Genomic DNA, 24,984 nt, shown 5'->3' on the forward strand with positions numbered 1-24,984 from the left:
TGTGAGCATGTCGAGGTGAAACCGTGCGCAGGTGCCGATGTCCCCGGCCCCCGCGGCTGGCGCGCTTGTCCCGAGAACGGCCGTGAAGCCGCGCCTCGGCCGCGGCGCCGCCGCGAGACTGCATGAAAACGGCGAGGGGTGCGGCACACGAGAGGCGGTCCGCGCTCGCCCGTGGGGAGAGGGGCGAGACATGCATGTGAACCGGCCGCCGTTGCGGGACTCGCCGCGGGCGCGATGGACCACGCTCGCCGGCTGGCGTTCCCGGGTGCCGAAGGGGTTTCCCCTGTTCACGACGGCGGAGCTGTGGCGCGCGACGGACGCGCCGCAGGCGTGGCTCGAGCGGCACCGCGTGAGCGGCGCGATCCGCACCGTTGCGCCCGGACTCCACCTCGTCGCGCCGCGCGACGCGGAGGTCGACTGGGCGCCGGATCCCGTCGAGGTCGCGTGGCTCCTCGGTGCCCGCACCTTCGGAGCGGTGTGGCCCTACGTGTCCGGCATCTCTGCGGCCGCGCTCCACGGGGTCTGCGAGCAGTGGGCCAGCGAGGTCCACGTCACGGTGCCGCGTCAGACGCGCGACCGCAACCTGCCAGGAATCGCCACGACGGTGCGCTTCCACCAGCGCGACGAGTCCCACATCGGTTGGCCGGCCTGGACGCGTGAGCCAGCACGGCCAGCGCGCGCAGGGCCCGTCCTCGACACGATGACCGGTGACCTCTGCACGGTCCGGTACACGTCGCGGATCCAGACCGCGCTCGACCTCATCCACAGCCCCGAGCGCTCGGGCGTGGGGGAGAGCGCCCGCGACATCGCCAAGGCGCTCATCCAGGACCTGCCGGTCCGCGACGTCGCGATCACCGCCTCGGGGCAACGACGCAAGAGCGCCTATGCGCGGTTGTACGGCGTCAGAGCATGAGCTGCCAGTAGCCCACGTCGATCCAGCGGTCGAACTTGTAGCCCGCGTCCGCGATGGTGCCCACGTGAGCGAAGCCGAGCCGCTCGTGCAGCGCCACCGAGCCCTCATGCGGCAACGCGATCACGCCCATCACGGAGTGCACGGGCGCGTGCGTCGGGGTGTCGAGGGCGCGCAGCCGTGCGATGAGCGCCGTGTACAGCGACGTGCCCACGCCCGACCGGCGCGCTGACGCGTCGAGGTAGATCGTCGACTCGAGCGTGTGGCGGTAGGCCGCGCGGTCGCGGAACGGGCCGGCGTACGCGTACCCGACCACCGCATCGTCCCTCTCGGCGACGATCCACGGCAGCCCGCGCTCCTGGATGCGCGCGATCCTCGCCCACATCTCGTCGACCGATACTGTCTCGGTCTCGAACGTCGCCGTCGCGGTGGCGACATAGTGGTCGTAGATCTCGGCGATGCGGGCGGCATCGCGGGCGGGGACGGCGTCTCGGATCACGCGACCATTATCCGGTCAGGCCGCGACCACGAGGTCGGCGTCGCGCGTGATCTGCTCCTCGTACGCGCGACGGGCGCGCAGGTACCGCCACGAGAGCGCCGCGATCACGACGCCCGCGACGCCGGCGCACGCCGTCACGAGGAAGCCGCCCTGCGAGCCGTGACGGTCGATGATCGCACCTGCGAGCCACGCGCCCGCCGCGATGCCGACGTCCATCCCGGTGCGGGTCCACGTCATCCCCTCGGTGAGGCGTGAGCGCGGCACCAGGGCATGCGTGACGCCGTCGCCCACCGCCATGGTCGGCGCGATCGCGAGTCCCGTGAGGAACATCAGCGCTCCCAGCGCGAGCAGGCCGGGCGCGAACATGAACGACACCGCGCCCACCCCGGTCACCGACACGCCCCACAGCAGCCGCGACGCGAGCGTCCGCGCCCAGACGCGCGAGCCGTACGCGAGACCGCCGACGAGCGACCCGACCGCCCACACCGCGAGCACCAGTCCCGCCTTGTCCTTGTGCCCCAGCTCCTCCGCGAACGCGACCGTCGCCGCGTCGACCGAGGCGAACATCGCGCCCTGCGTCGCGAAGATCACCGTGGTGACGACCAGCGCGGGGGTGGTCACCAGCAGGTGGCCGCGCAGCGCGCCGCGATACCGGCGCAGGCCGCGGGGCCGCGGCGGCAGGCCCACGCGCTCGAGCGTGCCGTCGACGACGAGCGCGGTGCTGTGGTCGTGGTCCGCCTGGAAACGGCGGGCATCGGCGTTCCGGGCCGGCGGCTCCGTGGCCTTGAGCGCGAGGAAGCCGTAGCCGCCCACGGCCAGCGACACCACCGCGATGGCGGACGGCAGCCACGGCGACACCTGCGTCGCGAGCACCGTCGCGAGGGCCGGCCCGGCGATGAACAGCACCTCCTCGAGCGACGACTCCAGCGAGAAGGCGGTGTTGAGCGAGTCCTTGTCGGGCACGATGTGCGTCCAGCGGGCGCGGGTATGCGTGGACTGCGTGCCGCCCGCCGCGAACAGCGGCGTCAGTGCGATCAGGACCCAGATGGGCTGATGGGTGAGCGCCGCCGCGATCATCGCCAGGCGCCCGACGATCGCGATCGCGTACCCGACGCGCAGCACGCGCGACTGGCCGTACGCGTCCACGAGCCGCCCCACCTGGGGCGAGACGATCGCGTACGACACGGCGATCGCGGCCACCACCATGCCGCCGTACTCGTAGCGGCCGTACTCGATCTGCACCAGCAGGAAGGTGGCGAGACCGGTGAGCCCCATCTGGATGCGTGCCAGCAGACCCCACGCGGTGAACGCGCGGGCGCCGGGCAGGGCGAGGATGCCCCGATAGGGGGAGAGCATGACGGAACCTCACAGGGAAGAAGACATCTCGCGCGTCCTCGCGCGGAAGCCACACCTACTGCGCGACGTGGCCGGCGCATCGTCCCCGGGTGAGGCCCGCCGGAACGATGGGACATCGTCTCACACGGGCGTGCGGGACCGTGACCGTGGGGCGGGGGGCTTGAGCGGCGACGGGATGTGGTCCGCGTAGCGCATGAGGATCGATCCGACGATCGCGAGCGTGAGGACGTACGCCGCGGCGAACGGGCCCAGGAGCGGCTGCGCCCCGGCCGCCACGCCGAGTCCGGCGATGACGATCGAGAACTCGCCGCGCGGGATCAGCGACAGCCCGGTGCGCCACTGGCCCTTGGGGCCGATCCCCACCCGTCGTGCGGCCCACACGCCGGTCACGATCTTGGTGACGGCGGTCACGAGCGCGAGCCCGAGCGCGGGCAGCAGCACCGGCCACAGGTCGCGCGGGTCGATGCTGATGCCGAAGAACACGAAGAAGATCCCGCCGAACACGTCGCGCAGAGGCGGCATGAGGCTGCGCAGCTGGTCGGCGACGTTGCCCGACAGCGTGAGACCCAGGAGGAACGCGCCCACCGCGGCGGACACCTGGACCGCCTCCGCGAGCCCCGCGACCAGGAACGCGAGGCCCAGCACGCTCAGCAGCAGCAGCTCCCGCGAGTGCGAGTGCACCACGGTCGACAGCTGCCGGGAGAAGCGCATCGCGAACAGGAACGCCGCCGCGACGATCGCGATCGCGATGGCCGCCGCGATCGCGCCCTGCAGCAGCGTCGCGCCCACCAGCATCACCGCGAGGATCGGCAGGAACAGCGCCATCGCGATGTCCTCCATCACCAGCAGGCTGAGGATCACGGGGGTCTCGCGGTTGGCGACCCGGTCGAAGTCGTCGAGCAGCCGCGCGATGATGCCCGAGCTGGAGATGTAGGTGACGCCCGCGAGCAGCACCGAGGCGGTGACGGACCAGCCCATCATCAGCCCGACCAGCAGCCCTGGCGTCGCGTTGAGCGCGAGGTCCAGCAGCCCGGCCTGCCAGGTGGTCCGCATGCCCACACGGAGGTCGTCGGGCGAGTACTCGAGCCCGAGCAGCAGGAGCAGCAGCACGATCCCGATCTGCGCGCCGATCGACAGGAACTCCTCACCCGCGCTGATGGGGATGAAGCCGCCGTCGCCCATGAGCAGGCCCGCGAGCAGGTACAGCGGGATCGAGGGGATCCCGATGCGTCCAGCGAGGCGGCCCAGCAGCGCGAGGACCAGGAACACGACCCCGAGCTCGATGAACACCAGCGCGGTGTCGCCCCCGTGGGCGCCCTCGACTGCGACGCGCAGGCCCGTGAAGGGTGCGGTCGCGGCGTCCATCGGTCAGCCCGTCAGGATCGCGGCCGCGCGGTCCACGGCCTCGTCGGAGCCCATCACGAGGACCACGTCCCCCGGCTCGAAGATGAAGGACGGCTCGATGCCGGGGATGCCCTGGTCCCCGCGGATCACCGCGACCACCGACGCGGACGTGACGGTGCGGATCCGGCCCTCCGCGAGCGAGCGGCCCACCAGGCCGCCGGACCGCGGCATGGTGACCCACTCGATCGCGAGCCCCACGATGGTGTGACGGAGGTCCTCGAGCCTGGCGATGATGTTGGTGCCGCCCAGCAGGTCCGCGAGCTTGCCCGAGTCTCCCTCGGACAGCTCCACCGTGCCGCGGCACGCGTCGGGGTCCTCGCGGTCGTACAGGGCGAGGTCGCGCTTGCCGTCGCGACGGACCACCACGCCGATGTGGTCGCCGCCCTCCGCGGTGAACTCATAGCGGACGCCGACTCCGGGGAGCGGGGTCTCGAAGATGTCCATGCGGCCTACTGTCCCACGTACGTGGGCCGACGGCTACGACCGGCCCGCATCAGGGGACGGTGACCGTGGACACCACGATCGTGAACTCGTCGTCGAACACATCCTCCGAGCCGTCGACCTCGAAGCTCGCGAGGGCGCCGTCGGAGTCCCTGGTGAGCCGGTTGACCGCGGCGTCGGCCAGCCTCGCGTGCCACTCCTCGACCTCGGAGAAGGTGAGGAAGTCGGCGGCGGTCGCCCCGTGCGAGCCCTCCGAGTACTCCGCCTCCTCGTCGAGCGGCTCGACCTCGACGACGTCCCGGTTCCGCACCGTGACGCGCCATTCTCCGGCCGCGGGCCCGAACACGGTGATGGTCGCCTCGTACGTGTACTCGGCGGGCTCGTCCCACGGCTCCGCCGCGCCGCCGGGCTCGCGCTCCGGCGCGGCGCACCCTGCCAGCATCGCCGCGACCGCGCACACCGCCGCGCCCGACCCGGCCCCGCGCATCGTCCCCCGCTTCATTCCCCGAGCATCGCGCCTGGCAGCCGCCCCGTCGAGGGGTGTGGCCGAATCGTGACCGGGCTCAGGCCTCGTGCGCCAGGCCCAGCTCGATGAGCCGCTCCCACGCCATGCGTGCGAGGAACGGGTCGTCGAGCTCGATGTGCCGCATCGAGGCGAACAGCTGGTAGGCCTGCGCGCGCCACGCCGTGGCCGCGGTGACGTCGCCGTAGCCGGCGTAGAGCTCGTCGCGCATCTCGAGCGGCACCACCGTGGCGGCCCCGCCCAGGTCCGCCGCGGGATCGCCCGCGCCGAAGTTGTGCCAGATCAGGACGCCCGCGAAGCGGCCCCTGTCGGACTGGATCGAGCGCGGCTCGAGCCGGCCGTGCGTCCACGCCGCCGGCACGTCGACCCGCGTCTCGACGCCCGTGCGGAACAGCGCGTCCGTCGCCTCGACGTCGAGCACGCGGTTCTCGGGGGCGCCGCGCAGCGACGCGAACACCAGCAGCCGTTCCCACTCCTCGACGAGCGACCCGAGCCCCGCCGACGTCCGCGGATTCGCGGGGGCGTCGGGCGGCGCGGGCGCGTGGATCGCGCGCAGCGCCGCGCCGAGATCCCTGGCGGAGGCGGCGTGCAGCGGCACGAAGGCGGCGGTGGAGGCCGAGACCCAGTCCACCAGCGCCCAATGGAACGGGAAGCCGCGGCCGGGCAGGCCCGTCTCGATCGGGGCGCTCACGGGGAAACCCCACCGGTCGATGTGAGGCGCGATCACGTCGGCGGCGCGCCGGAACAGAGCGTCGTCCTCCGCGAAGCGCGGGAACAGCGCGCCGTGGTGGTCGCCGATCCGGATGGCGAAGTGGTCCTCGAGCGTGTACCGCCGCCCGAGCTCGAGATCCGCGAGGTGCGGGAACTGGTCGTCGATGAGGGCGCGCACGGTCGCGTCCTCCACCACCAGGGGGTCGATCGTGCGCGCACCCGGGAACATGCTCGCCACCCTAGCGCCGGGACGATGCCCGATCACGCAGGCATGACGCTCGGCAATGTGACGGAGAAGGTCGCGCCGCTGCCCGCCCCGGGCGAGCGCGCGACAACGTCGCCGCCGTGGGCGCGGGCGAGGGACCGGGCGATGGTGAGGCCGATGCCGCGGCCGGCCGTGCCGTCCGGTCGCGGTCGCCGGTAGAAGCGGTCGAACACGCGCTCGAGGTCCGCCGCCTCGATGCCGGCGCCGTCGTCCGCGACCTCGACCACGGCATCGTCCCCCCGAGCCTCGGCGGTGACCACGACGCGCCCGCCCGCGGGCGTGTGCGCCAGCGCGTTCCCGATCAGGTTCACCAGCACCTGCATGATGCGGTCGCGGTCGGCCTGCACGGGCACCGCGACCGTGGTCCGCACGTCGAGCGTCACGCCGGCGTGCTCGAACTGCGGGCGCAGCCGGTCCGCTGCGGCGCGCGCGAGAGCGGCCAGGTCCTCGGGGCCGCGCCGCAGCGTCAGCGTGCTCTCCTCCGCGCGCGACAGCGTCGACAGGTCCTCGGCGAGGCGCGCGAGCCGGGCCGCCTCGCCGGCGACCCGTTCGTAGGCCTCCTCGGAGGGCTCCTCGACGCCGTCGATGAGCGCCTCCATGGTGCCGCGGATGGTGGTGAGGGGCGTCCGCATCTCGTGCGCGACCTCGTCGATCAGCCGCGTGCGCCGTGCTTCCCCGTCCGCGAGGCGCGTCGCCAGCGCGTCGACGTCCGCGGCGAGCGCGGCGAGCTCCTCCTCGGGGGGATGCGGCACCCGGCGCGAGTAGTCCCCGCCCGCGATCGCGCGCGTCGCCTCGCGGATCGCGGTCAGCGGGACCGCGATGCGCCGGGACATCACCAGCGCCGCCGCCGCGGCCGCGGCAAGGCCCGCCGCCGCGCCCCAGCCGAGCGCGGCGGGCAGTGCGGCCGCGAGCAGGTCGCGGGCGCTCGACCCGCCCATCATCGCGCCGTGCTCGGCGCCCATGTGGCGGTTGACGGAGACGTTGGCCACCACCGCGCCCACCACTACGAGCGCCGCCACCCCGACTGCCGCGACCGTGAGGTGCGACGCGAGCAGCCTCGTGCGGACGGTGGTCATGTCGCGGCCGCCAGCTTGTAGCCGACGCCGCGGACGGTGTGCACCAGGCGAGGTGCCTCCGCATCGTCGCCGAGAGCGCGACGCACCTTCCGGATGTGGACGTCGACGATGCGCTCGTCGCCGAAGAAGTCCCAGCCCCACACGCGTTCGATCAGCTGCCGACGCGTGAAGACGCGACCCGGCGCGGAGGCGAGCGCGGCGAGCAGATCGAACTCGAGCGCGGTGAGCACCGCGGGCACGCCCGCCACCGAGACCTCGCGCCCGGTGAGGTCGATGCGCACGTCGCCCACGTCGACACGGTCCGCGCCGCGCTCCGACGTGTCCCCGCGTCGCAGGATCGCACGCACCCGTGCCACCACCTCGCGCGGGCTGAACGGCTTGGTCACGTAGTCGTCGGCGCCGATCTCGAGGCCGACGATGCGATCCGCCTCCTCCGCGCGCGCGGTCAGCATGAGCACGGGCACGTCGGAGGTCCGCCTCAGGCGGCGCAGGGTCTCCATGCCGTCGATCCCGGGCAGCCGCACGTCGAGCACCACGAGGTCGACGGCATCGCGCGCGAGCGTGGCGAGCGCCTCCTCACCCGATCCGGCCTCGGCGGCCGCGAAGCCGTCGCGGCGCAGGTAGCCGCACACGAGCTCACGGATGTGAGGCTCGTCGTCGACCACCAGCACGGTGCGTGCGCCCACGCCTGCCATCCTAGGGAGCGGGCACGCCGGTGAGGTCCTCCACCTCGGCCGGATCCAGGACGGACGCCTCGTACGCGACGCCTTCGCGGTCGAGCGCGCGGACGAACGCCGCGAGGTGGTGCTCGCTCGCCTCCTCGAGACGGTCGAGGAGCGCGGCGGCCGCATCCGAGTCGGCCGACTGGTCGCGAAGATCGGCGATGTCGGTCTCCTCGACGAACGCGCCGGCGTCGAGCGCGCCGGTCACGGATGCGGTTCCCTGGGCGAGCAGCTCGTCGTACATGGCCTGGAGGTCGTCATCGGCGTACACCCCGTCGCGTGCGTCGGCGGTCGGATCGTCGAGGCCGTACGCGTCGAGCAGGTGGCGGACCGCGTCGAGGTGGTGGTCCTCCGCGCGCGCGACCATCGCGAACACGCGCAGGTCCCAGGCGTCGGCGAGCTCGACGTACAGGTCGTGCGCCATGCGCTCCTCCTCCGCGATGCGCGCGAGCGTCGCCGCATCGGCGTCGGTCGGGTCGCCGTCGACCTCAAGGTCCTCGAGGTACTCGAGACCGAGGCAGCCGCCGTCGTCGGACCGGTCGCCGGAACGGTCGTCGCCCATCATCCCCGCGTGGCCTCGCGCATCGTCGTCCTCGTCGTGGTCCCAGGCGCCGCCCATCATCCCGCCCATCATCCCGCCCGTGTCGCGGGCGTACCCGTCCTGCGGGCCGTCATCGCCCGCGGCCCCTGCCCACGCCGCCCCCACCGGTGCGGCGATCAGGGCGGCTCCCGCCGCTGCGGCGAGCGCGTATCGGGTGGTGCGCGTGGTCATCGGAGTCCCCTTCCGTCGGATGACTCCAGTCCACCGGGCCCGCATGAAGGGGCGCGCATCGCCCGCGTGAAGATTCCGTGAAGCTAGATCCCCAGGGTGTCCCGGTGCGCGGTCCAGTCCCGTGCGAGCAGGCCGAAGATCGCGTCGTCCGAGACCTCGTCCTCGACCCAGAACGCCTCGCGCTTGACGCCCTCGGCGACGAACCCGAGGCGCTCGAGCACCTGGATGGACCGCCGGTTGTCCGGGTGGGTCGCCGCCTCGATGCGATGCACCCCGGTGACGTCGACCAGGTGGTCGATGAGCGCCGCCGCGGCCTCCGTCGCGTAACCCTTGCGGCGCGCCCACGTGTGGAGGGTGTACCCGATCTCCGCGGTGTGACCGTGGTCGTGAAGGTAGACGGCGACGTCGCCCACGGTGCGATCGTCCGCGAGGCGCTGCACGTCCAGCTGGTACCAGTGGCCCGGCATCGGGCCCTCGTGGCGCGCGCTCTCGCGGATGAGCTCGAGCGCCTTCTCGACCGAGTAGGGGACCCGCCACGCCTGATACATCGCGGTCTCGGGGTCGGAGCGACGCGCGGCGAAATCCTCGGCGTCCGCCTCCGTGAAGGGGCGGAGCACGAGCCGCGCGGTGTGCAGGGGAGCGAATGCCACGGGCACACGATAGCGAGACATAACGGCGTCACCCCGGCATTTCGCGCATTTGAATTAGGCAACGTCGACGTTTCGAATGTGGTCTACACTCGACCGGTGAGGCAAGCCTCACCTACGTTCCGGCACTCGACAGCCCCACGATCGGAGTCCCCTTGGAGACCACGCACGGCGCCACCGTCACCGCTGCCGAGCAGGTCACGCCTCACATGATGAGGCTGCGCCTGCGGCTCGACGATCCCGGCTCGTGGGTGTCGACCGGCCGTCCCGACGAGTTCGTGCACGTCGAAGTGGGCGCGGAGACGCAGGACGCCGACGGTCACAGCGCGCGCCACTACACCGTGAGCGCGCTGACCGAGGACGGCTTCGAGATGGAGATCTTCGTCCACGGCGACGGCCCGGGCGCCACGTGGGCACGGCACGCCCGTCCGGGCGACCGCACCGACGTGTCCGAGCCCAAGGCGTACTACGAGGTGCCCGAGGGTGCCGGGGTCCGCCTGATGGTCGGCGACGCCACGGCGCTGCCCGCGATCGCCCGCGCGCTCGCCCAGGCGAGCCCCGACGAGCGCTTCCACGTCATCATCGAGCTCGCCGACATGGCCGAGGCGCGCGAGCTGCCGTCCGCGGCGACCGTGACCGTCGACTGGCGGCTCGGCGGCAACGGCACCCGCCGCTCGGTCCTCAAGGAGGCGCTCGTCGAGTTCTCGGAGACCCTGCTCGAGCCCGCCGCGCGTGCCTACATCTGGGTCGCGTGCGAGTCCAAGGACTCCCGCGCGATCCGTCAGCTGCTGCGCCGCGAGTACGGCCTGCCGCTCACCCACTTCCGGATTGTCGGCTACTGGCACCGCGACCTCGCCCACGCCGTGCGGGTGTGGGAGGAGGCGTCGGAGGAGACCAAGGCGCAGTACATGGCGCTGTGGCGCGAGGACCGCAGCGACGAGGAGAACTGGGTCGAGCTGGAGCCGTTCCTCCAGAGCATGGGCGCCTGACGGCGCGCCTCGCCGCGCGCCTGCCCCGGCGCCTCACCCCGCCAGGACCTCCAGGTCCGTGAGCGCCCGCCTGCCCGCCTCGCGGTACGGCTGCTCGTCGAGCGAGGCCAGCGTCACGGCGTACGCGACTGCCTCCGCGCGCATCCGCTGCAGCGCGGACTCGTCCAGCGGCGTGATCGCGTCGTCGTAGCCCTTGAGCAGGTCGCGCAGGTGCGCGCCTCCCACGAGGCACCATGCCTGCCCCAGGTCCGTCGCCGGGTCCGCGACGCCCATGTCGCCCCAGTCGAGGATGCCCGCGAGGCGGCCGCCGGCGGTCAGCACGTTCGCCCCGTGCAGGTCGAGGTGGGTCCACGTCTCCAGCGGGCGGCGCTGCACCGCGCCGGCATGGAAGTGCTCGCGCGCCAGATCGGCGTCGATCGCCACCCCGAGATCGAGGAGGCGTTCGACGCGGTCGTCGAAGCGTTCGGCCCGCTCGGCGAGCGGCGGCGACCGGAACGGGTTGCGAGGCGCGTCGGGGGGCGCCGGCGCGTGGAGCCTCGCGAGCGCGCGCCCCAGGTCCGCGGCTCCGCGACCGTTGAGCGGGGCGTCGTACGCGCGCACGCCGTCGAGCCACGGCACCACCGCCCATGCCCACGGCACCTCGTCGGACGGCTCGCCGAGGCGCACCGGCACCGGGGCGGGGAAGTCCCACGCCTCCGCGAGGCGCGGCAGCCACAGGTGCTCTCGTTCGACCACTCCGCCGGCCAGGGCCCGCCGTGGCACGCGGACCGCGAGCTCGTCCCCGAGGCGGACCGTGACGTTGTCCCACCCCTCGTACGCCTCGCCCAGCGGCAGCGTCGCGAGGTCGGGATGGTCGCGCTCGAGAAGAGTGCGGATCAGCGCGGGACCGACGGCGATGCCGGCGGCAGGAGTCGACCACCCCGTTGTGCTCATGCGTCGAGGCTACGGGCGCCCTCCCCGAGCCGCCACCGGGCGTCGCCGTCGAGGACCCAGTCGAGCGCCGACGCCCACGGGCCGTGCCCGTCGTCGGGGTTGAGGTGACCGGTGCCGGGCAGCTCGACCGCGCCGGCCCCCCACGCGTGCGCCAGCGTCGCCACCTCTCCGTCGCGGTACGGATCCCGCTCGCGCGCCACGACCAGGGTGGGCGGGCCGTCCGACCCGGCCGGGGCATCGTCCCCCGCGGCGAAGCCGGCCAGCGGCCCCGCCAGCCGGGACGCCGAGGGAGGCGCGACCATGAGCACGCGCGACGGCAGCAGCGCCGCATCGAGCGTGGGCGCGAGGCGTCGCCACAGGATGCCGCCGAGCGAGTGCGTCACCACCACCCGCTCGCCGCGCCCCTCCGCCAGCATCTCGAGCTCGGTCCGCGCGACGTCCGCCCACGCCTCGGGCTCGGGAGCGCCGGGCGCCGGCAGCTGCGGGTACTGGACGGGGACCCGAGACTTGCGCAACGACGCCGCGAGCCAGCGGAGCCAGTGCGGCGCGGGCCGGGTGTGCTCGTAGCCGTGGAGCAGCAGGACGCGAGTGTCGGTCACGCGCACCATCCTGGCAGCGCCGCGGTCACCCGAACAGCGTCTCCCCGACGAACCCGCCCTCCTCGCAGCCGGGCGGGATCGCCCAGACCCCCGACCCGACGGGCGTGGTCCACGTGTTGAGCAGGTCCGCCTGGGCGAGCCTCCGCTGCATCGGCACGAACTGCGCGTCCACGTCCCGCTGCCACGACCCGAACAGGAGTCCCACGTGGGACACCGCGGGCCGTCCGCGGGAGTCGGTGGCGCCGGACTCGACCGGGTCGTCGTAGGTGAAGCCCATGCGGACGATGCCCCGGGCCGGGTCCGCGACGTGCGCGCGGGCGGCGTGGGCGGCCGGGTTGATGACGGTGAACCCGGAGGCGTCGCGCGCTTCGAGGTCGATCGGATCCTTCTCCGCGCCCCCGCTGAGCGGGGCGCCGTCGGACAGCCTCCGCCCCACGGAGGCCTCGCGGCCGTCGACGCCCACCTCGTCCCAGCCCTCGAGATCCATCGCGATGCGCCGCAGCACCAGCGAGGTCCCGCCGCGCAGCCACGCGGGCGCCTCGGACCCCGCCCAGACGGCGCTGTCGAAGGCCGCATCGCCCGGCCGGGGCGTGGTCGATCCGTCGACCTGGCCGAAGAGGTTGCGCATGGTGGTGCCGGAGGGATCGGAGCCGTACGCCCGCCGGAAGCCGGCCTGGCGCCAGCGCAACGTCGCGAAGGAGCGCGAATCCCGCACGATCATCCGTGCGAGGTGAGCGATCGACGTCGGATCGTCCCCGTGGAGAAGCACCACGGCGTCGCCGCCGGACCAGCGCTGCTCGAGCGCGTCGATCTGCGGGAACGCGGGCAGCGGCCCGAGCCACGCCGGCGCCTCCGCGCCCGCGCGGCGCACGGCCTCCCGCCCCAGCCCGAACGTCGCGGTGAGGCCGGCGGGGCGCACCGCGAGCTCCGGCTCGAGGTCGGCCAGCGCGCCCCGGCCCTGCGTGAGCCGCGCCGCGTCGTCGCTGAGGAGCCGCAGCCAGGCCGCGAGGCGCTCGCGATCGGTCCCGCGGAGCAGGTCGAAGGCCAGGTACACGGCGTGCGCGCCGGGTGCGGACGTGACGCCCGCCTGGTGGGGGCCGTGGAACGGGACGGTGCGCTCGCCGTTGACGCCCGCGGCGTCGGGGCCCGGATCGGGCAGGGCGACGGGGATCAGTCCGGCGCGCGCGGCGCCGAGCGTCGCGGCGGCGCCCGCGCCGGCGGCGGCCCCTCCGAGGAGGAGCCGCCGCCGGCTCAGGCCCGTCATTCGGAGGACCCCATGTCCATGTCGGACCCGTGGTACTCCTCGTTGCCGCCGTCGAAGTCCTTGGCCGTCGCGGTGAGGTCCACGGTGGCGCCGGTCGAGAGCTCGAGCGTGAGGTCGACCTGGTCGCCCGCCTCGATGGCCTCGGGCAACTCCATGATCATGAGGTGGTAGCCGCCGGGCTCGAGGGTGAGGCTCTCGCCGGCGGGGATGTCGAAGCCGCCCTCGACGGGCGCCATCGCGCCGTCCACCACCTCGTGAAGCTCGATGGTCGGGAACACGTCGGACGTCGCCGCGACCACGGTGATGTCCTCGTCGGTGGTGTTGGTGAGCGTGCCGAACGCGGCGGACATCATGTCCTCCGGGACGGCCGTCTTCACCCACGGGTCGGTGACGGTGAGCGGTGCGTCCTCGGACGCTGCGTCGGGCGCGCAGCCGGCGAGCAGCAGGGCGGCGGCCGCGGAGGCGGCGAGGACGAGGGGACGGGCGTGCATGAGCTCTCCTGAGATGAAGGGTCGCGCGCGGGCGCGCGGGGATGCCTGAGGGGTGCGCGAGGCCTCGCGCGGGGGATGCGGTGCTCAGGCGGCCGCGGGAGGCGCGCGGCTCGGAAGGGAGGCGAGGAGGATCGCGGCGACCGCGCGAGGAGCGCGCGGCGCGGGGACGATGCGGGGGCCGGGCGCGTGCGCGGCGGCGGGCGCCGGCGAGGGGCCGGGAAGGAACGCCCGGGCGGCCATCGCGGCGAGGCGGCCGAGGGCGGCGAGCAGCGCGCTCGCGCGGCGGATGCCGAGGTACGTGAGCGCGCCCGCGACCCCGTGCGCGACGGGCATGGTCGCGTGGACGGTCACGGCGCCGTCCAGGACGGGCGCACCGTGGTGCGCGTGGTCGGTCGCGGCCGCGGGCGCGTGCGCGCCCATCGAGAACGTGGTGTGCAGCGCCGCCTGGCTCGCGGCGACGATCGCGGCGAGCCGCCACCGCCCGAGCGGCCGGCCGGAGAGCTGGAACGCGACCGCGAAGGCCGCGAGCAGCGGCGCCACCACGGCGAGCAGCGTGGGGCTCTCGCCTCCGGCGAGCACGTGCAGGGCGAGCGCGGAGAACGTCGACAGCAGCGAGGCGCCGAGCGCGCGCCCCAGCCTCGTCACGTTCGCGTTCACGTGCGCGATTCTCCCACGGGGCGGACGGGCGTCCCGCTCCGCGTGGGGGATGATGGTGCGTCATGAGCGAGCAGACCGCCGAGGCCCCGAAGGAGCGGCCCGACCACCAGCGCTGGAACTACAACATCCACTCGATGTCGCCCCTGCTGGGCACCATCCCCGACGCGGCCCGCACCGCGCTCGACGTGGGCTGCGGCGAGGGCTACCTCGCGCGCCGGCTCGCGGCGCGGGGGCTCGAGGTGACGGGCATCGACGCGGACCCCGCCGCGATCGCGCGGGCGCGCGCCCAGGGCCACACCGTCGAGCTGCTCACCTCCACCGAGGAGGAGCCCGCCGAGTCGCCCTCCATCACGTACAAGGTCGGCGACGCGATGACGGCGGATCTGGGCACCTACGACGTGGTGACCGCCTCCGCGGTGCTGCACCACCTCGACCTCGAGCAGGGCCTCGCGCGGCTGCGCGACCTGGTCGCGCCCGGCGGTCGCCTGCTCGTGGTGGGCATGGCGAGGTCGAACTGGCCGCAGGACCTGCCGCGCGACGTGTGGGCGACGTTCGTCGACAAGTTCCACCGGCTGTTCCGCGGCTACTGGGACCACGGCTGCGACTGCACGTGGCCCGCCCCGCACTCGTTCGCGGACGTGCGCGACGCCGCCCCGCGCATCGTCCCCGGGTCCGTCTATACGCGCGACCTGCTGTGGCGCTACACGCTCACCTGGGACAGGCCCGCGTCCTGAGCCCGCGCGATGCCGGTCGCGATGCGGCGGGCGGCCTCCTCGAGGATCGCCGGTGACGTCGCGATGTTGAGGCGCGCGTGGCCCGCGCCGCCGGTGCCGAAGTACGGGCCGTTGTTGAGCGCGACGCGGCCGTGGTCGATGAGCACGTTCGCCGGCTCGTCGCCCAGCAGCTGCCCGAAGTCGAGCCACGTGAGGTACGTGCCCTCCGGCACCGTGTAGCGCACCTGCGGCGCGTGCTCCGCGACCAGGTCGCGCACCAGGAACCGGTTGCGGTCGAGCCCTGCGAGCATCGCCTCGAGCCACTCCCCGCCGTGCTGGTAGGCGGCCGTCTGCGCGATGGTGCCCAGGTGGGTGGGGCCGTGATGCTTGCCGGCGCGGTGCGACTCGAAGCCCTCGGACTCCGGACCGCCGACCAGCAGCGCCGCGGGGATCGCCGCGAGGTTCCACGCCTTCGACGCGGCGTGCAGCGCCATGCCTGTCGGGTCCACCTCGAGATAGGGCACGAACGTCGCGTCGGGGTAGACGATCGGCGCGTGGATCTCGTCGGAGACCACCCGCACGCCGTACCGCTGCGAGAGCGCCGCGAGTGCCTCGAGCTCCTCGCGCGTGTGAACCGTGCCGCCGGGGTTGTGCGGGTTGCACAGCAGGTACGCGGCGCGACGCCCGCCCGCGGTCGCCTCCGCCATGGCCCGCTCGATCGACTCGAGGTCGAGCCGCAGGTCCTTGCCCAGCGGCGCCTCGCGGATCGCGCGCCCCGCCTGGCGCAGGTAGAGGAAGAACGGCGGGTAGACAGGCGGGTTGATGATGACCTCGCCGCCCGCGTCGGTCAGCTCGACCAGGGCGTCCACGTAGCCCTCGATCACGCTCGAGACCGGGGTGACCCGCGCATCGTCCACCTCCCAGCCCCAGGCGCGGCGCGCGAAGTCGACGAACGCCGGCACGTACGGGGTCGAGCCCGGGTAGCCGAGGTCGCCGTCCCGGACGGCGGCCTCGAGGGCCTCCCTGATCGGGTCGGCGAGGTCGACGTCCATCTCCGCCACCCACAGCGGGAGCACGTCGGGCTCGTAGTGGCGCCACTTGGCCGACGTGCGGGTGCGCAGGCGGTCGAGGGGGACGGAGAAAGGGTCCGCGATCATGTGCCCGACACTAGCCGAGCCGTGCAGATCAGGACATGGACCGCAGCAGCGACTCGAGGCGCTCCGTCGACTCCCGCATGCGGGCCACCCCGCCCAGGTTGAGGTACCCGGTCCGGTGGTAGTCGTCGGGGAACAGGTGGCTGGTGGCGAGCATGGTGCCGGCCGGGGTCGCGCCCATGTCGATCCGCATCCACGTGAGCACGTCGGGGAACAGCTCCGAGATGAACGTGTACGTGAGCTGCGACTGGGGCTCGACCTTGTCGTAGCGGCCGTAGAAGGAGAACGTGTTGCCCTCCGGGTCGGACTGCACCACGCGCCATGACCCGCCCGGCTCGACATCCATCTCGACCGTGCGGTTGACGTACCCGTGCGGGGCCCACCACTGCTGCACGTAGAGCGGCTCGGTCACCGCGGTCCACACGCGCGACAGTGGAAACGCGAGCCGCGCCGTCGCCACAAGCACGGGAGGCTCGGCGGGCGCCTCGAACGAGATGTCCATCCCACGCTCCCCGGGTCGATCGGGCCGGCGGCCTGTCCTGCCCTCAGCCTGGTAGCAGGCGCGTCGCACGTCAACCGGAGCGTCGCGGGCGCCGCGCGGGGGCGGTCTCAGGACCCGGGGCGGAGCACCTGCTTGCCCACCCTCAGCCCCTTGGCGGCCTTGGAGTCGGGACCGTTGCGCTCCTCGACCTTGTCGGCGACCTTGCCCAGCGCCCATGCGGCGACGGGGATGGCGATCGCCATGAACATCCAGCGTCCGAACCTGCGTCTCATGAATGCACCTCCGTGGATGGCCAACGCGCGAACCCCGCCGGGCCTTCCCGGCGGGGCTCGCGCGATCGAGCGGACAGCGAGGTGTCAGTCGCGCGACGGGTCCGTGGCGCGCTCGGGCGTCGGGTCGACGAACCCGTGGTGCGAGGCCGCCTGCGCGATCGCCTCCTCGCGCTCGAGCCGCTTCGACGCGCGCAGGCTGGTGACGGTGGTGATGACGAGCACGCCGATGATCACCAGCAGCGACCACGTGGTGGGGACCGTGGGGACGCCGGGCCAGACGCCGTGGGCCCAGTGGAGCACCAGCTTGACGCCGATGAAGCCCAGGATGATCGACAGGCCGTAGCCCAGGTGGACCAGCTTCGACAGCGCGCCCTCGAGCACGAAGTACAGGGCGCGCAGGCCCAGCAGCGCGAACGCGTTGGTGGCGAACACCAGGTACGGGTCCGCGGTGATGCCGTAGACGGCCGGGACCGAGTCGACGGCGAACACGACGTCGGTGACGATGATCGCGGCCATCACCAGCGCCAGCGGGGTGAGCGCGCGGCGTCCGTTGCGCATCACGGTGGCCTTGGTGCCCTCGTACTCGCCGGTGACGGGGAAGAACCGGCTGAGGACCTTGACGATCCGCATCTGGGACGGGTCGATCTCCTCCTCGTGGTCGCTGCGCGCGTCCCGGAACACCTTGATCGCGGTGGCGAAGAGGATCGCGCCGAACAGGAGGAAGGTCCAGTCGAACGTCGCGATGAGGCCCGCGCCGAGCGCGATGAACACGCCGCGCAGCACGATCGCGCCGGCCACGCCGATGAGCAGCACCCGCTGCTGCAGGATCCTCGGCACCGCGAACGCGCTGAGGATGAGGATGAACACGAAGAGGTTGTCGACGGACAGCGACTTCTCGACGATGTACCCCGTGTAGTACTTCACACCGATGTCGCCACCGTGCGCCGCCCACACCCACGCGCCGAACGCGAGGGGGATCGCGATGTAGAAGATCGACCAGCCGACAGCCTCCTTGAAGGAGACCTCGTGGGGCTTGCGGGTGACGATGAAGTCGAAGATCAGCAGGCCGATGACGGCGGCGATGGTGCCGATCCACAGGCCGGGGGTGGCGATGGAGTGCAGCGGGGCGTCGGCCGCGGCTGCCTCGAGGACGAGGGGGGACATGGGGCTCCTCAGGTACACGAAAGTCCTGAGGTCTCCTTCGCCGCTGGTGCGGCGCCCGCCCGGGAGGATCCACGAAGATCTCGTACTGACCGGAACGGGGCTTGAGAAGTACTCCCCTCGGTGGTCAAGAGTAAGGGATGACCGGTCGTCGCGCACCTCTCCACTCAGGTCGGTGTGTGAATCGGTTCATCGGTGCATCCCGCGTCGCGAATGGCGGGTTCTCGGCGGAGGGTTGCATTTCTTGTGTGGAGAGGTGCGCGCCGCGAGTCGTCAGAGCAGCGCGCGGAACGCCTCCGCCGCGCGCTCCGGCGCTCCCTCGCCGAGCGCGAGGAACAGGCTCGGCTCCGTGAGCTCGAGCTCGAGCACCACGGGCCCCTCGGCCGTGGGCAGCAGGTCCACGCGCACGTACGCGAGGTCGGGGTGACCCAGCGACGGCAGCGCCGCGATGATCCTGTCGGCGAGATCCCGCTCGGCCTCCGTCGCGGAGGTCGCCACCACCTTCTCGTCCGCGTACAGGCCGGTCTCCCACGACATGTCCCGTGACAGGATCGCCGCCTTGCGCGCGGCGTGCGAGAAGCGTCCCCCCAGGTAGACCAGCGCGGTCTCGCCGGCGGTGTCGACCTCGGCGAGGTACGGCTGGATCATCGCCACCTTGCCCTGCGCGTGCAGCGCGGCGACGTGGGCGAGGGCCGCGTCGGGCTCGCCGTCGAAAAGGCGTGCCCCGTTGGATCCCGCCCCGACCGACGGCTTCACCACCAGGTGCCCGTCCAGGGCGACCACCGCATCGTCCACCCCGTCGCCCGGCGCCACGAACGTGGTGGGCACGGTCGGGAAGCCCGCGGCGGCGAGGTCGCCCAGGTAGCGCTTGTCCGTGTTCCACTCGACGGTCGCGACGGGGTTGAGCAGGCGCGTGACGGACGATGCGGCGCGCGCCCACGCGAGGAAGTCGCCCAGGCGGTCGTGGTAGTTCCACGTGCTGCGCAGGATCGCCACGTCGTACGCCGACCAGTCGACGGAAGGGTCGTCCCACGCGACCAGGGCGGCCTCGGGCAGGTGCGGCAGCAGCAGGTCCTCGTCGGCGTCCGGGACGGACAGCTCGAGCGTGGTGACGATGGCGATGCGGGCGGTCATGCGGACAACCTAGCGTCCGGCGTGGACGGCGCCGCGCGCCCCGATCCGCGGATACCCTCGCGGTCAGGAGGTGGCGATGCCGCGCTGGGGTTCTGTGCTCGCCGCGACCGCTGGCGTGGTCGTGGGCGCCGGGCTGCTGTACGGCTCCTACCTCACCGTCGCGCCGCTCGTGGCGGACAGCGAGGCCGCCGCGGCGCCCACCGCATCGTCCACCCCGGCGGCCAGCCCCGAGCCCACGGCGACGTCCGACGCGCAGGCCACCGGCTGCGACTGGGCCGCCCTGGCGGGCCGCGACCGGCCGCCGTATCTCAAGGGCCGGGCGGACGGGATGCCGCGGGCGCGCGAGATGACCGACGCGACGTGGGAGTGCGTGGGCGACGGGTGGACGGTCGAGGTCCGCTCCGCGGGGGACGATGCCTGGGTCCCGGGCAGCGCCCAGGCCCTGTACCTGGTCGCGCCGGACGGCGACCTCCTCCACCTGTTCGACCTGCGCACCGACGTGGCCGTCGAGGTGCTCGAGGCCGACCTCGACGCGCGGCTCGCGTGGACCGCGAGGCACGGCGACCGTGCCCGGGTCCAGGTCGTGCAGGTGGGCCTCGACACCGGCGAGGTCGTGGACGGGTGGGGAGGCAACGCGATCCCCGCCGCGCAGGTCGCGAGGAACGGCACCGTGTGGGACGTCGCGCCCCTGGGCGCGTTCGCCGGCGGGGGCACGCTGTGGGGCGGGTACACGCCGGACGGGGACCTGCAGTCGCTTTTCGTGCGCGAGGACGGCGCGACGTTCGACGGCTTCTCTGCGCAGAAGCCCCTGGACAACCTCGTCGAGGACGGCGCGGTGAACCATCGCGGCGACCCCGGCGTCGAGACGTGGCTGAACCAGGACGGCACCCTCGCGGTGTTCCTCGCGCAGCGGCTCGACAAGGCCTCGAAGAACACAGGCTCGACCGGCGTCGGCACCTGGATCGTCGCGGACCTGGCGGCCGACGACTGGCGCGTCGAGACCGCGACCGTGCCGCGGTGGCTGTGCCGCCCGGCGCCCGGCACGTACGCGCCGGGCGCGTTCGACGACCCGGGCTCGCTACAGGCGGTATGCGCCAAGGGCGAGCGGGAGTCGGTGTTCAGGCTCGCCGTGGGCGGGGACCCGGTGAGGGTCGACAACTTCGGCCCGTGAGGATCCTTACGTTGCCCGAACCCGTGCTCGCCTAGGCTGTTCTGGCCGACCGCGCCCGCGGCGCGCCGGCCGGCTCGATGGTCGAAGGGAGGCCCGCGTGAGGGTGCTGGTGGTCGAGGACCACGCCGTCCTCGCGCGCGAGGTCGCGACCGGGCTGCGGCGCGTGGGCCTTGCCGTCGACGTCGCGCGGGACGGCGCGGAGGCCCTCGAGAAGGCGGCCGCGAGCGCGTACGACGTCGTGGTGCTCGACCGCGACCTGCCGCGCGTGTCGGGCGACGACGTGTGCCGCACCCTCACCGGGTCCGCCGAGCCGCCGCGCATCCTCATGCTCACGGCCGCGGGCAGGCTCGAGGACATCGTCGAGGGTCTCGGCCTCGGCGCGGACGACTACCTCGCGAAGCCGTTCGCGATGGCCGAGCTCGCCGCGCGCGTGCGCACGCTCGGCCGCCGCGCGGGCGCCGCGCCACGCCCGCACGTGCGGATCGGCGACCTCGAGATCCGGCCGGACGAGCACGTGGTGACGCGCGGGGATCGCGCGATCACGCTGTCGCCCAAGGAGTTCGGCGTGCTCGAGGTGCTCGCTGCTCAGCCGGGGCGCGTCGTCTCCTCCGAGACCCTGCTCGAGAAGGTGTGGGACGAGTACGCGGACCCGCTCACCAACGCGGTGCGCGTCACCATGGTGACCCTGCGGCGCAAGCTCGGCGAGCCCGCCATCATCGAGACGGTCAAGGGCGTCGGCTACGTGCTCCGCCGGGAGGGCGAGGGATGACCATCCGCGTCAAGCTGACGGCGCTGTTCGCGCTGCTGTTCGTGGTGCTGGCCGGGGTGCTGGTCACCACGGCGTACCTCTTCGTGGCGAGCGCCACCACACCGGAGGCGCAGCAGGCCGAGCGGCAGCAGCTGCTCGAGGAGACCCTCGAGGAGCAGGGGATCACGGAGCCAGGGACGCCCGACGGCGGGCCGATGCCCTCCGGACGGCCGGACGATGCGGTGGCCCAGGTCCTCGACCGCATCGCCGAGCAGGCGCGGCAGAACGTGCTGGACGACCTGCTCACGCGCTCCCTGGTCGCGTTCGCGTTCGCGGCGCTCGTCGCCGTGGGTCTCGCGTGGTGGCTCGCCGGCCGCGTGCTCCGCCCGATCGACGAGATCTCGCACGCCGCCTCCACCCTGTCGGAGCGCACGCTCGACCGGCGGCTCCCGGAGGACGGTCCGGACGACGAGTTCATGCGGCTGCGCCGCGCCTTCAACGGCATGCTCGCGCGCCTCGAGGCCGCGTTCGACGCGCGCCAGCGCTTCGCCGCGGACGCGTCGCACGAGCTGCGCACCCCTCTCGCCGTGCTGCGCGCCTCCGCCGACAACGTGCTGTCCTCGGCGCGCCCGTCGCGGCAGGCGACGGAGCTCGCGCGCGAGGTCGCACAGCAGGTGGGACGCGCGGACTCGCTCATGACCAGCCTGCTCACGCTCGCGCGCGCCGACGACGTGATCCACACGCGGGAGCCGCTCGACCTCGCGGACGTCGCCGCGGAGGTGGTGTCGGAGGCCTCCCCCCGTGCGACCGAGGCGTCCGTCGCGATCGACCTCGACCTCGCGGACGCGCCCGTGCTGGGGGACCCGGTGCTCGTGGAACGGCTGGTGGCGAACCTGGTCGACAACGCGCTGCGCTACAACAGCGGCGCCGACGGCTGGGTGCGATGCCGCGTGTGGAGCGCCCAGGGTCGGGCCTTCGTCGAGGTGTCGAACTCCGGACCGCGGCTGGCGTCCGCGGACATCCCCGCGCTGTTCGAGCGGTTCTCGCGCGGCGACCAGCGCTCCGAGGTCGCGGGCCACGGTCTCGGCCTGCCCATCGTGGCGCGCGTGGCGCAGGTCCACGGGGGCGTCGTCGACGCATGGCCGGGCGAGCAGGGCGGGCTGAGCGTGCGCGTGTCCCTGCCGGCCCGTCCGGACGGCGAGGCCTAGGGGCGCCCCGGCCGCGGCATCGTCCCTCCATCCGCCGGTTCCTCTGCGCGCTCGGCGCGCAGCGCGGTCCGCGTCACCATCGTGGTGCCCGACACCAGGTCGCTCAGCGACCGGCGGTCGCGGCGCGCGATGACCGTGAGCAGCTCGGCCACGAGCAGCGGAGGGAGCAGCGAGGGCACGATCCCCCAGGTGGCCCAGCGCACGGCCCACCGCGCGAGGATCCTCGCCGCCGGCGGGCGCGCGCCGTCGTCGACCGCGACGGGCGCGAGGTCGAGCAGCAGCTGACCCGGCGTGGTGCGGTCGCGCGTGAGCAGCGACGGCAGCAGCGCCATCGCGGCGCCGCTCGCGAGCCCGAGCAGGATCGCCGTCACCGGATTCTCGAGCGCGCCCCGTGCGTCCTCGATCGAGGCGCGGGCGGTCAGCACCGCGAGCAGCGCCGCCGAGGTCAGGAACGTGGCGGTGCCGACCAGGAGAAGGTCCACCAGGAGCGCCGCCGCGCGCCTCGTCACCCCCGGAGCGTCGAGGTCGGCCGCGGCGGCCGGGTTCGCGAACGCCGTCCGCGCCACCACGCGCGACAGCGCGAGGCCCACAGCGCCGCCCGCGGTGTTGAGTAGGAGGTCGTCCACGTCGAACTGGCGGTACGGGCACGGGAACAGCCCGAACACCGCGCTGCCCTGGGTGATCTCGACGAGCAGCGACGTCCCGGCGCTCGCGAGGACCACGACACGTCCACGCCACCGCGTCACCTGGTGCAGGAAGAAGCCGTAGGGAACGAACAGCACCACGTTGAGCGCCACCTGCAGGAACGCGAAGCCCGTGAGGGCGCCGATCAGGCCGGATCGCGCGAGGGCGTCGCCGATGGGTGCGATCGAGGCGAACGGCGTCAGCTGCCAGGTCGACACGAACGGCTCGCCGGTGCACGTGACCTGACCCGGGCGCGGCAGGGGGAACACGGTGAAGGCCGCGAGCGCGCTGGCGGCCCCGAGCAGGCCGATCGCGCTGAGCAGCGGCCAGGCGGGCAGCCGGCCGTAGCGGCGCACGGTGGCGCCCAGCGCCGGCAGCATCGCGAGGGGGAGGAGCGCGACCACGAGGACGGCGGTGATGAGCGTATCGACGTGGAGGTCGGGGCCCATGGGGTCAGCGTAGGGGGACGATGCGCCTGGTCGGGCGGGATATCCGGCGTCGGCGTCCCAGGGGGAGGGAGCGGGACGCCGACGCGCGGAAAGGGGTGCGGCTCGGGCGGCCAAGTCCCCGGATGGTCGCCCGAGCCACGATCTACCGGCCGGCTGCGATGCCGTGCCGAAAACCTTGTGTCTACGACGGTAGTCGGGCCGCGGGGCGATCCGAGGGGACCTAGGTCCTGTCGTTTCGCCTGCCGCGCGCGTGCCTACATGTGGGGCGGCGTCGGGGGCTGCTCGACGGCCTCCTCGCGCTCGGACGGCGGCGGGGCGTCGTCCAGCTGCGCGGCGTCGCCGCGCTCGGTGCTGCGCTTGAGCACGCCCGCGCTCGCGAGCACCAGGATCAGTGCGAGTCCGGCGCCCGCGGCGGACATCCCCAGTCCGGCGCGCGACCCGCTCGACTCGATGAGGCCGCCAGCGACCCAGGCGCCGAACGCCACGCCGACGCCCATGCCGATGCGCAGCCAGGCCATGCCCTCGGTGATCTGGTCGCGGCGGACCACGCGCTGCACCACGGTGTCCGCGTTGGTGAGCGTGGGCGCGATGGTGAGGCCCGCGAGCAGACCCAGTCCGGCCAGCCACCAGACGTTCGGCGCGAGAGCGAGCGCGCCGAAGCCGACGGTCATGAGCGCGGCCATGCCGACGGTGCGCTTCCATAGCGGCGCGCGCCAGTGGCGCGCGCCGTAGAGCAGGCCGCCGATGAGCGATCCGCCCGAGACGATCGCGATGACGATCCCCGACAGGGTCTGGCGTCCCGCCTCGTCGGCGAACGCGACCACGGAGATGTCGAACGCGCCGAACATCGCGCCGATGCCGAGCGATACGAATGCCACCGCGATCACCGCGCCGGGGAGGCGCAGGCCCAGCGACCCGGCCGTCCCTCCCTCGCGCGGCGCCGGCTCGGTGCCGGTCTGCGCGAGCAGGATGGTCATGCCGATCACCAGGCCCGCGAGGCACACCACCACGCCGAGCGGGGGCCACACGAGCGTCGCGAGGATGGTCGCGAGCGCGGGACCCGACACGAACAGCACCTCGTCGAGCGCTCCCTCCAGCGCGAAGGCGGTGTGGATGTCCCTGTCGGAGTGCAGCAGATGCGACCAGCGCGCGCGGGTGAGCGAGCCCAGCGGCCCCTGGATCGACGCGATCGCGACGGCGAGCCACAGCGCCCACTCGGGGCCCTGGTTCATCGCGATGAGGATCGCCGCGGTGGCGCCGAGCACGAAGACGAGCGTGAGCGGGATCATCGCCCTGCGCTGCCCGATCCGGTCGACGAGCCGTGCCGTGGGGACGGTCTGCGCGGCCCACACGAGGGTGCCCACCGCCGCCACCCGTCCGGCCATCGCGTAGCTGTCGTACTGCAGCTGGACCATGAGGATGACGGAGATGTTGAACATCGAGATGGGCAGGCGCGCCAGCAGGCCCGCGGCGGCGAACGCCTTCGCGCCGGGGTGGGCCAGGATCACGCGGTAGTTGTCGAGCACCAG

General features: G+C 73.4%; 28 protein-coding genes. 6 read left to right on the forward strand and 22 right to left on the reverse strand.

Annotation, left to right across the window (positions count from 1 at the left end):
* Positions 1 to 190: 190 nt before the first annotated feature.
* A complete protein-coding gene (locus AOM01_RS06275) occupies positions 191 to 913 on the forward strand; it encodes a type IV toxin-antitoxin system AbiEi family antitoxin domain-containing protein (protein WP_169746524.1) in 723 nt (240 codons plus the stop codon).
* Here AOM01_RS06275 and AOM01_RS06280 read toward each other — a convergent pair.
* From AOM01_RS06280 to AOM01_RS06325, 10 genes are all read right to left on the reverse strand, one after another.
* The gene (locus AOM01_RS06280) at positions 903 to 1,409 is read right to left on the reverse strand and encodes a GNAT family N-acetyltransferase (protein ID WP_062290610.1); all 507 of its coding nucleotides are present in this window, start codon (positions 1,407 to 1,409) and stop codon (positions 903 to 905) included. The two genes, AOM01_RS06275 and AOM01_RS06280, sit on opposite strands and share 11 nt — an antisense overlap.
* Positions 1,410 to 1,424: 15 nt before the next feature.
* Complete coding sequence (locus AOM01_RS06285; RefSeq protein ID WP_062290613.1) at positions 1,425 to 2,765, reverse strand: MFS transporter; 1,341 nt, start codon at positions 2,763 to 2,765, stop codon at positions 1,425 to 1,427.
* Between the two features lie 120 nt (positions 2,766 to 2,885).
* Complete coding sequence (locus AOM01_RS06290) at positions 2,886 to 4,130, reverse strand: cation:proton antiporter (RefSeq protein WP_082110042.1); 1,245 nt, start codon at positions 4,128 to 4,130, stop codon at positions 2,886 to 2,888.
* Positions 4,131 to 4,133: 3 nt separating this feature from the next.
* Complete coding sequence (locus AOM01_RS06295; protein ID WP_062290616.1) at positions 4,134 to 4,613, reverse strand: cation:proton antiporter regulatory subunit; 480 nt, start codon at positions 4,611 to 4,613, stop codon at positions 4,134 to 4,136.
* Between the two features lie 49 nt (positions 4,614 to 4,662).
* Entirely contained in the window at positions 4,663 to 5,112 is a 450-nt protein-coding gene (locus AOM01_RS06300; RefSeq protein WP_156155864.1) for a DUF6174 domain-containing protein, read from the reverse strand.
* Positions 5,113 to 5,173: 61 nt separating this feature from the next.
* Complete coding sequence (locus tag AOM01_RS06305; protein WP_062290621.1) at positions 5,174 to 6,073, reverse strand: phosphotransferase; 900 nt, start codon at positions 6,071 to 6,073, stop codon at positions 5,174 to 5,176.
* Between the two features lie 32 nt (positions 6,074 to 6,105).
* Positions 6,106 to 7,185, reverse strand: coding sequence for a sensor histidine kinase (locus AOM01_RS06310; protein ID WP_062290624.1), 1,080 nt, complete (start codon positions 7,183 to 7,185; stop codon positions 6,106 to 6,108).
* Complete coding sequence (locus AOM01_RS06315) at positions 7,182 to 7,880, reverse strand: response regulator (protein ID WP_062290627.1); 699 nt, start codon at positions 7,878 to 7,880, stop codon at positions 7,182 to 7,184. Before AOM01_RS06315 ends, AOM01_RS06310 begins: the two co-directional genes overlap by 4 nt.
* 1 nt (position 7,881) lies before the next feature.
* On the reverse strand, positions 7,882 to 8,679 hold the full coding sequence (locus AOM01_RS06320) for a DUF2202 domain-containing protein (protein WP_062290630.1): 798 nt from the start codon (positions 8,677 to 8,679) through the stop codon (positions 7,882 to 7,884).
* A gap of 83 nt (positions 8,680 to 8,762) precedes the next feature.
* Positions 8,763 to 9,329, reverse strand: a complete 567-nt coding sequence (locus AOM01_RS06325; protein ID WP_062290633.1) for a GNAT family N-acetyltransferase — start codon at positions 9,327 to 9,329, stop codon at positions 8,763 to 8,765.
* Between the two features lie 152 nt (positions 9,330 to 9,481).
* Here AOM01_RS06325 and AOM01_RS06330 point away from each other — a divergent pair, with 152 nt between their 5' ends.
* Positions 9,482 to 10,315, forward strand: coding sequence for a siderophore-interacting protein (locus AOM01_RS06330; RefSeq protein WP_062290635.1), 834 nt, complete (start codon positions 9,482 to 9,484; stop codon positions 10,313 to 10,315).
* A 33-nt stretch (positions 10,316 to 10,348) separates the two neighbouring features.
* Here AOM01_RS06330 and AOM01_RS06335 read toward each other — a convergent pair whose 3' ends face one another.
* From AOM01_RS06335 to AOM01_RS06355, 5 genes are all read right to left on the reverse strand, one after another.
* Positions 10,349 to 11,248, reverse strand: a complete 900-nt coding sequence (locus tag AOM01_RS06335) for a phosphotransferase (protein ID WP_062290638.1) — start codon at positions 11,246 to 11,248, stop codon at positions 10,349 to 10,351.
* Positions 11,245 to 11,847, reverse strand: coding sequence for an RBBP9/YdeN family alpha/beta hydrolase (locus tag AOM01_RS06340; protein WP_169746525.1), 603 nt, complete (start codon positions 11,845 to 11,847; stop codon positions 11,245 to 11,247). Before AOM01_RS06340 ends, AOM01_RS06335 begins: the two co-directional genes overlap by 4 nt.
* Before the next feature lie 25 nt (positions 11,848 to 11,872).
* The gene (locus tag AOM01_RS06345; RefSeq protein WP_062290644.1) at positions 11,873 to 13,111 is read right to left on the reverse strand and encodes a Dyp-type peroxidase; all 1,239 of its coding nucleotides are present in this window, start codon (positions 13,109 to 13,111) and stop codon (positions 11,873 to 11,875) included.
* Positions 13,108 to 13,602, reverse strand: a complete 495-nt coding sequence (locus tag AOM01_RS06350; RefSeq protein ID WP_062290647.1) for a copper chaperone PCu(A)C — start codon at positions 13,600 to 13,602, stop codon at positions 13,108 to 13,110. The genes AOM01_RS06345 and AOM01_RS06350 overlap by 4 nt, the downstream gene beginning before the upstream one ends.
* Positions 13,603 to 13,686: 84 nt before the next feature.
* A complete protein-coding gene (locus AOM01_RS06355) occupies positions 13,687 to 14,259 on the reverse strand; it encodes a hypothetical protein (RefSeq protein ID WP_062290649.1) in 573 nt (190 codons plus the stop codon).
* Positions 14,260 to 14,321: 62 nt separating this feature from the next.
* Between AOM01_RS06355 and AOM01_RS06360 the strand changes: the two genes are divergently transcribed.
* Positions 14,322 to 14,993, forward strand: a complete 672-nt coding sequence (locus AOM01_RS06360; protein WP_062290652.1) for a class I SAM-dependent methyltransferase — start codon at positions 14,322 to 14,324, stop codon at positions 14,991 to 14,993.
* Here the strand turns inward: AOM01_RS06360 and AOM01_RS06365 are convergent.
* From AOM01_RS06365 to AOM01_RS06380, 5 genes are all read right to left on the reverse strand, one after another.
* A complete protein-coding gene (locus AOM01_RS06365; protein ID WP_062290655.1) occupies positions 14,960 to 16,129 on the reverse strand; it encodes a MalY/PatB family protein in 1,170 nt (389 codons plus the stop codon). The genes AOM01_RS06360 and AOM01_RS06365 overlap by 34 nt on opposite strands.
* Positions 16,130 to 16,157: 28 nt before the next feature.
* Positions 16,158 to 16,628, reverse strand: coding sequence for an SRPBCC family protein (locus tag AOM01_RS06370; protein ID WP_062290658.1), 471 nt, complete (start codon positions 16,626 to 16,628; stop codon positions 16,158 to 16,160).
* 107 nt (positions 16,629 to 16,735) lie between these two features.
* Positions 16,736 to 16,900, reverse strand: a complete 165-nt coding sequence (locus AOM01_RS14590; RefSeq protein WP_169746526.1) for a hypothetical protein — start codon at positions 16,898 to 16,900, stop codon at positions 16,736 to 16,738.
* Between the two features lie 84 nt (positions 16,901 to 16,984).
* The gene (locus AOM01_RS06375) at positions 16,985 to 18,064 is read right to left on the reverse strand and encodes a TerC family protein (RefSeq protein WP_062290661.1); all 1,080 of its coding nucleotides are present in this window, start codon (positions 18,062 to 18,064) and stop codon (positions 16,985 to 16,987) included.
* 270 nt (positions 18,065 to 18,334) lie between these two features.
* The gene (locus AOM01_RS06380; RefSeq protein WP_062290664.1) at positions 18,335 to 19,195 is read right to left on the reverse strand and encodes an ATP-grasp domain-containing protein; all 861 of its coding nucleotides are present in this window, start codon (positions 19,193 to 19,195) and stop codon (positions 18,335 to 18,337) included.
* 70 nt (positions 19,196 to 19,265) lie between these two features.
* On the opposite strand from AOM01_RS06380, the gene AOM01_RS06385 reads away from it, so the two are divergent.
* From AOM01_RS06385 to AOM01_RS06395, 3 genes are all read left to right on the forward strand, one after another.
* On the forward strand, positions 19,266 to 20,366 hold the full coding sequence (locus AOM01_RS06385) for a hypothetical protein (RefSeq protein ID WP_169746527.1): 1,101 nt from the start codon (positions 19,266 to 19,268) through the stop codon (positions 20,364 to 20,366).
* A 97-nt stretch (positions 20,367 to 20,463) separates the two neighbouring features.
* The gene (locus AOM01_RS06390; RefSeq protein WP_062290670.1) at positions 20,464 to 21,135 is read left to right on the forward strand and encodes a response regulator transcription factor; all 672 of its coding nucleotides are present in this window, start codon (positions 20,464 to 20,466) and stop codon (positions 21,133 to 21,135) included.
* Complete coding sequence (locus tag AOM01_RS06395; protein ID WP_062290673.1) at positions 21,132 to 22,322, forward strand: sensor histidine kinase; 1,191 nt, start codon at positions 21,132 to 21,134, stop codon at positions 22,320 to 22,322. The genes AOM01_RS06390 and AOM01_RS06395 overlap by 4 nt, the downstream gene beginning before the upstream one ends.
* On the opposite strand, the gene AOM01_RS06400 is transcribed toward AOM01_RS06395, so the two are convergent.
* Together AOM01_RS06400 and AOM01_RS06405 are read right to left on the reverse strand one after the other, a co-directional pair.
* A complete protein-coding gene (locus AOM01_RS06400; RefSeq protein WP_062290676.1) occupies positions 22,319 to 23,455 on the reverse strand; it encodes a VanZ family protein in 1,137 nt (378 codons plus the stop codon). The two genes, AOM01_RS06395 and AOM01_RS06400, sit on opposite strands and share 4 nt — an antisense overlap.
* A gap of 254 nt (positions 23,456 to 23,709) precedes the next feature.
* Entirely contained in the window at positions 23,710 to 24,981 is a 1,272-nt protein-coding gene (locus AOM01_RS06405; protein WP_062290679.1) for an MFS transporter, read from the reverse strand.
* Positions 24,982 to 24,984 lie beyond the last annotated feature (3 nt).

The sequence above is a fragment of the Demequina phytophila genome (genome assembly GCF_000971135.1).
Taxonomy (GTDB): Bacteria; Actinomycetota; Actinomycetes; order Actinomycetales; family Demequinaceae; genus Demequina; species Demequina phytophila.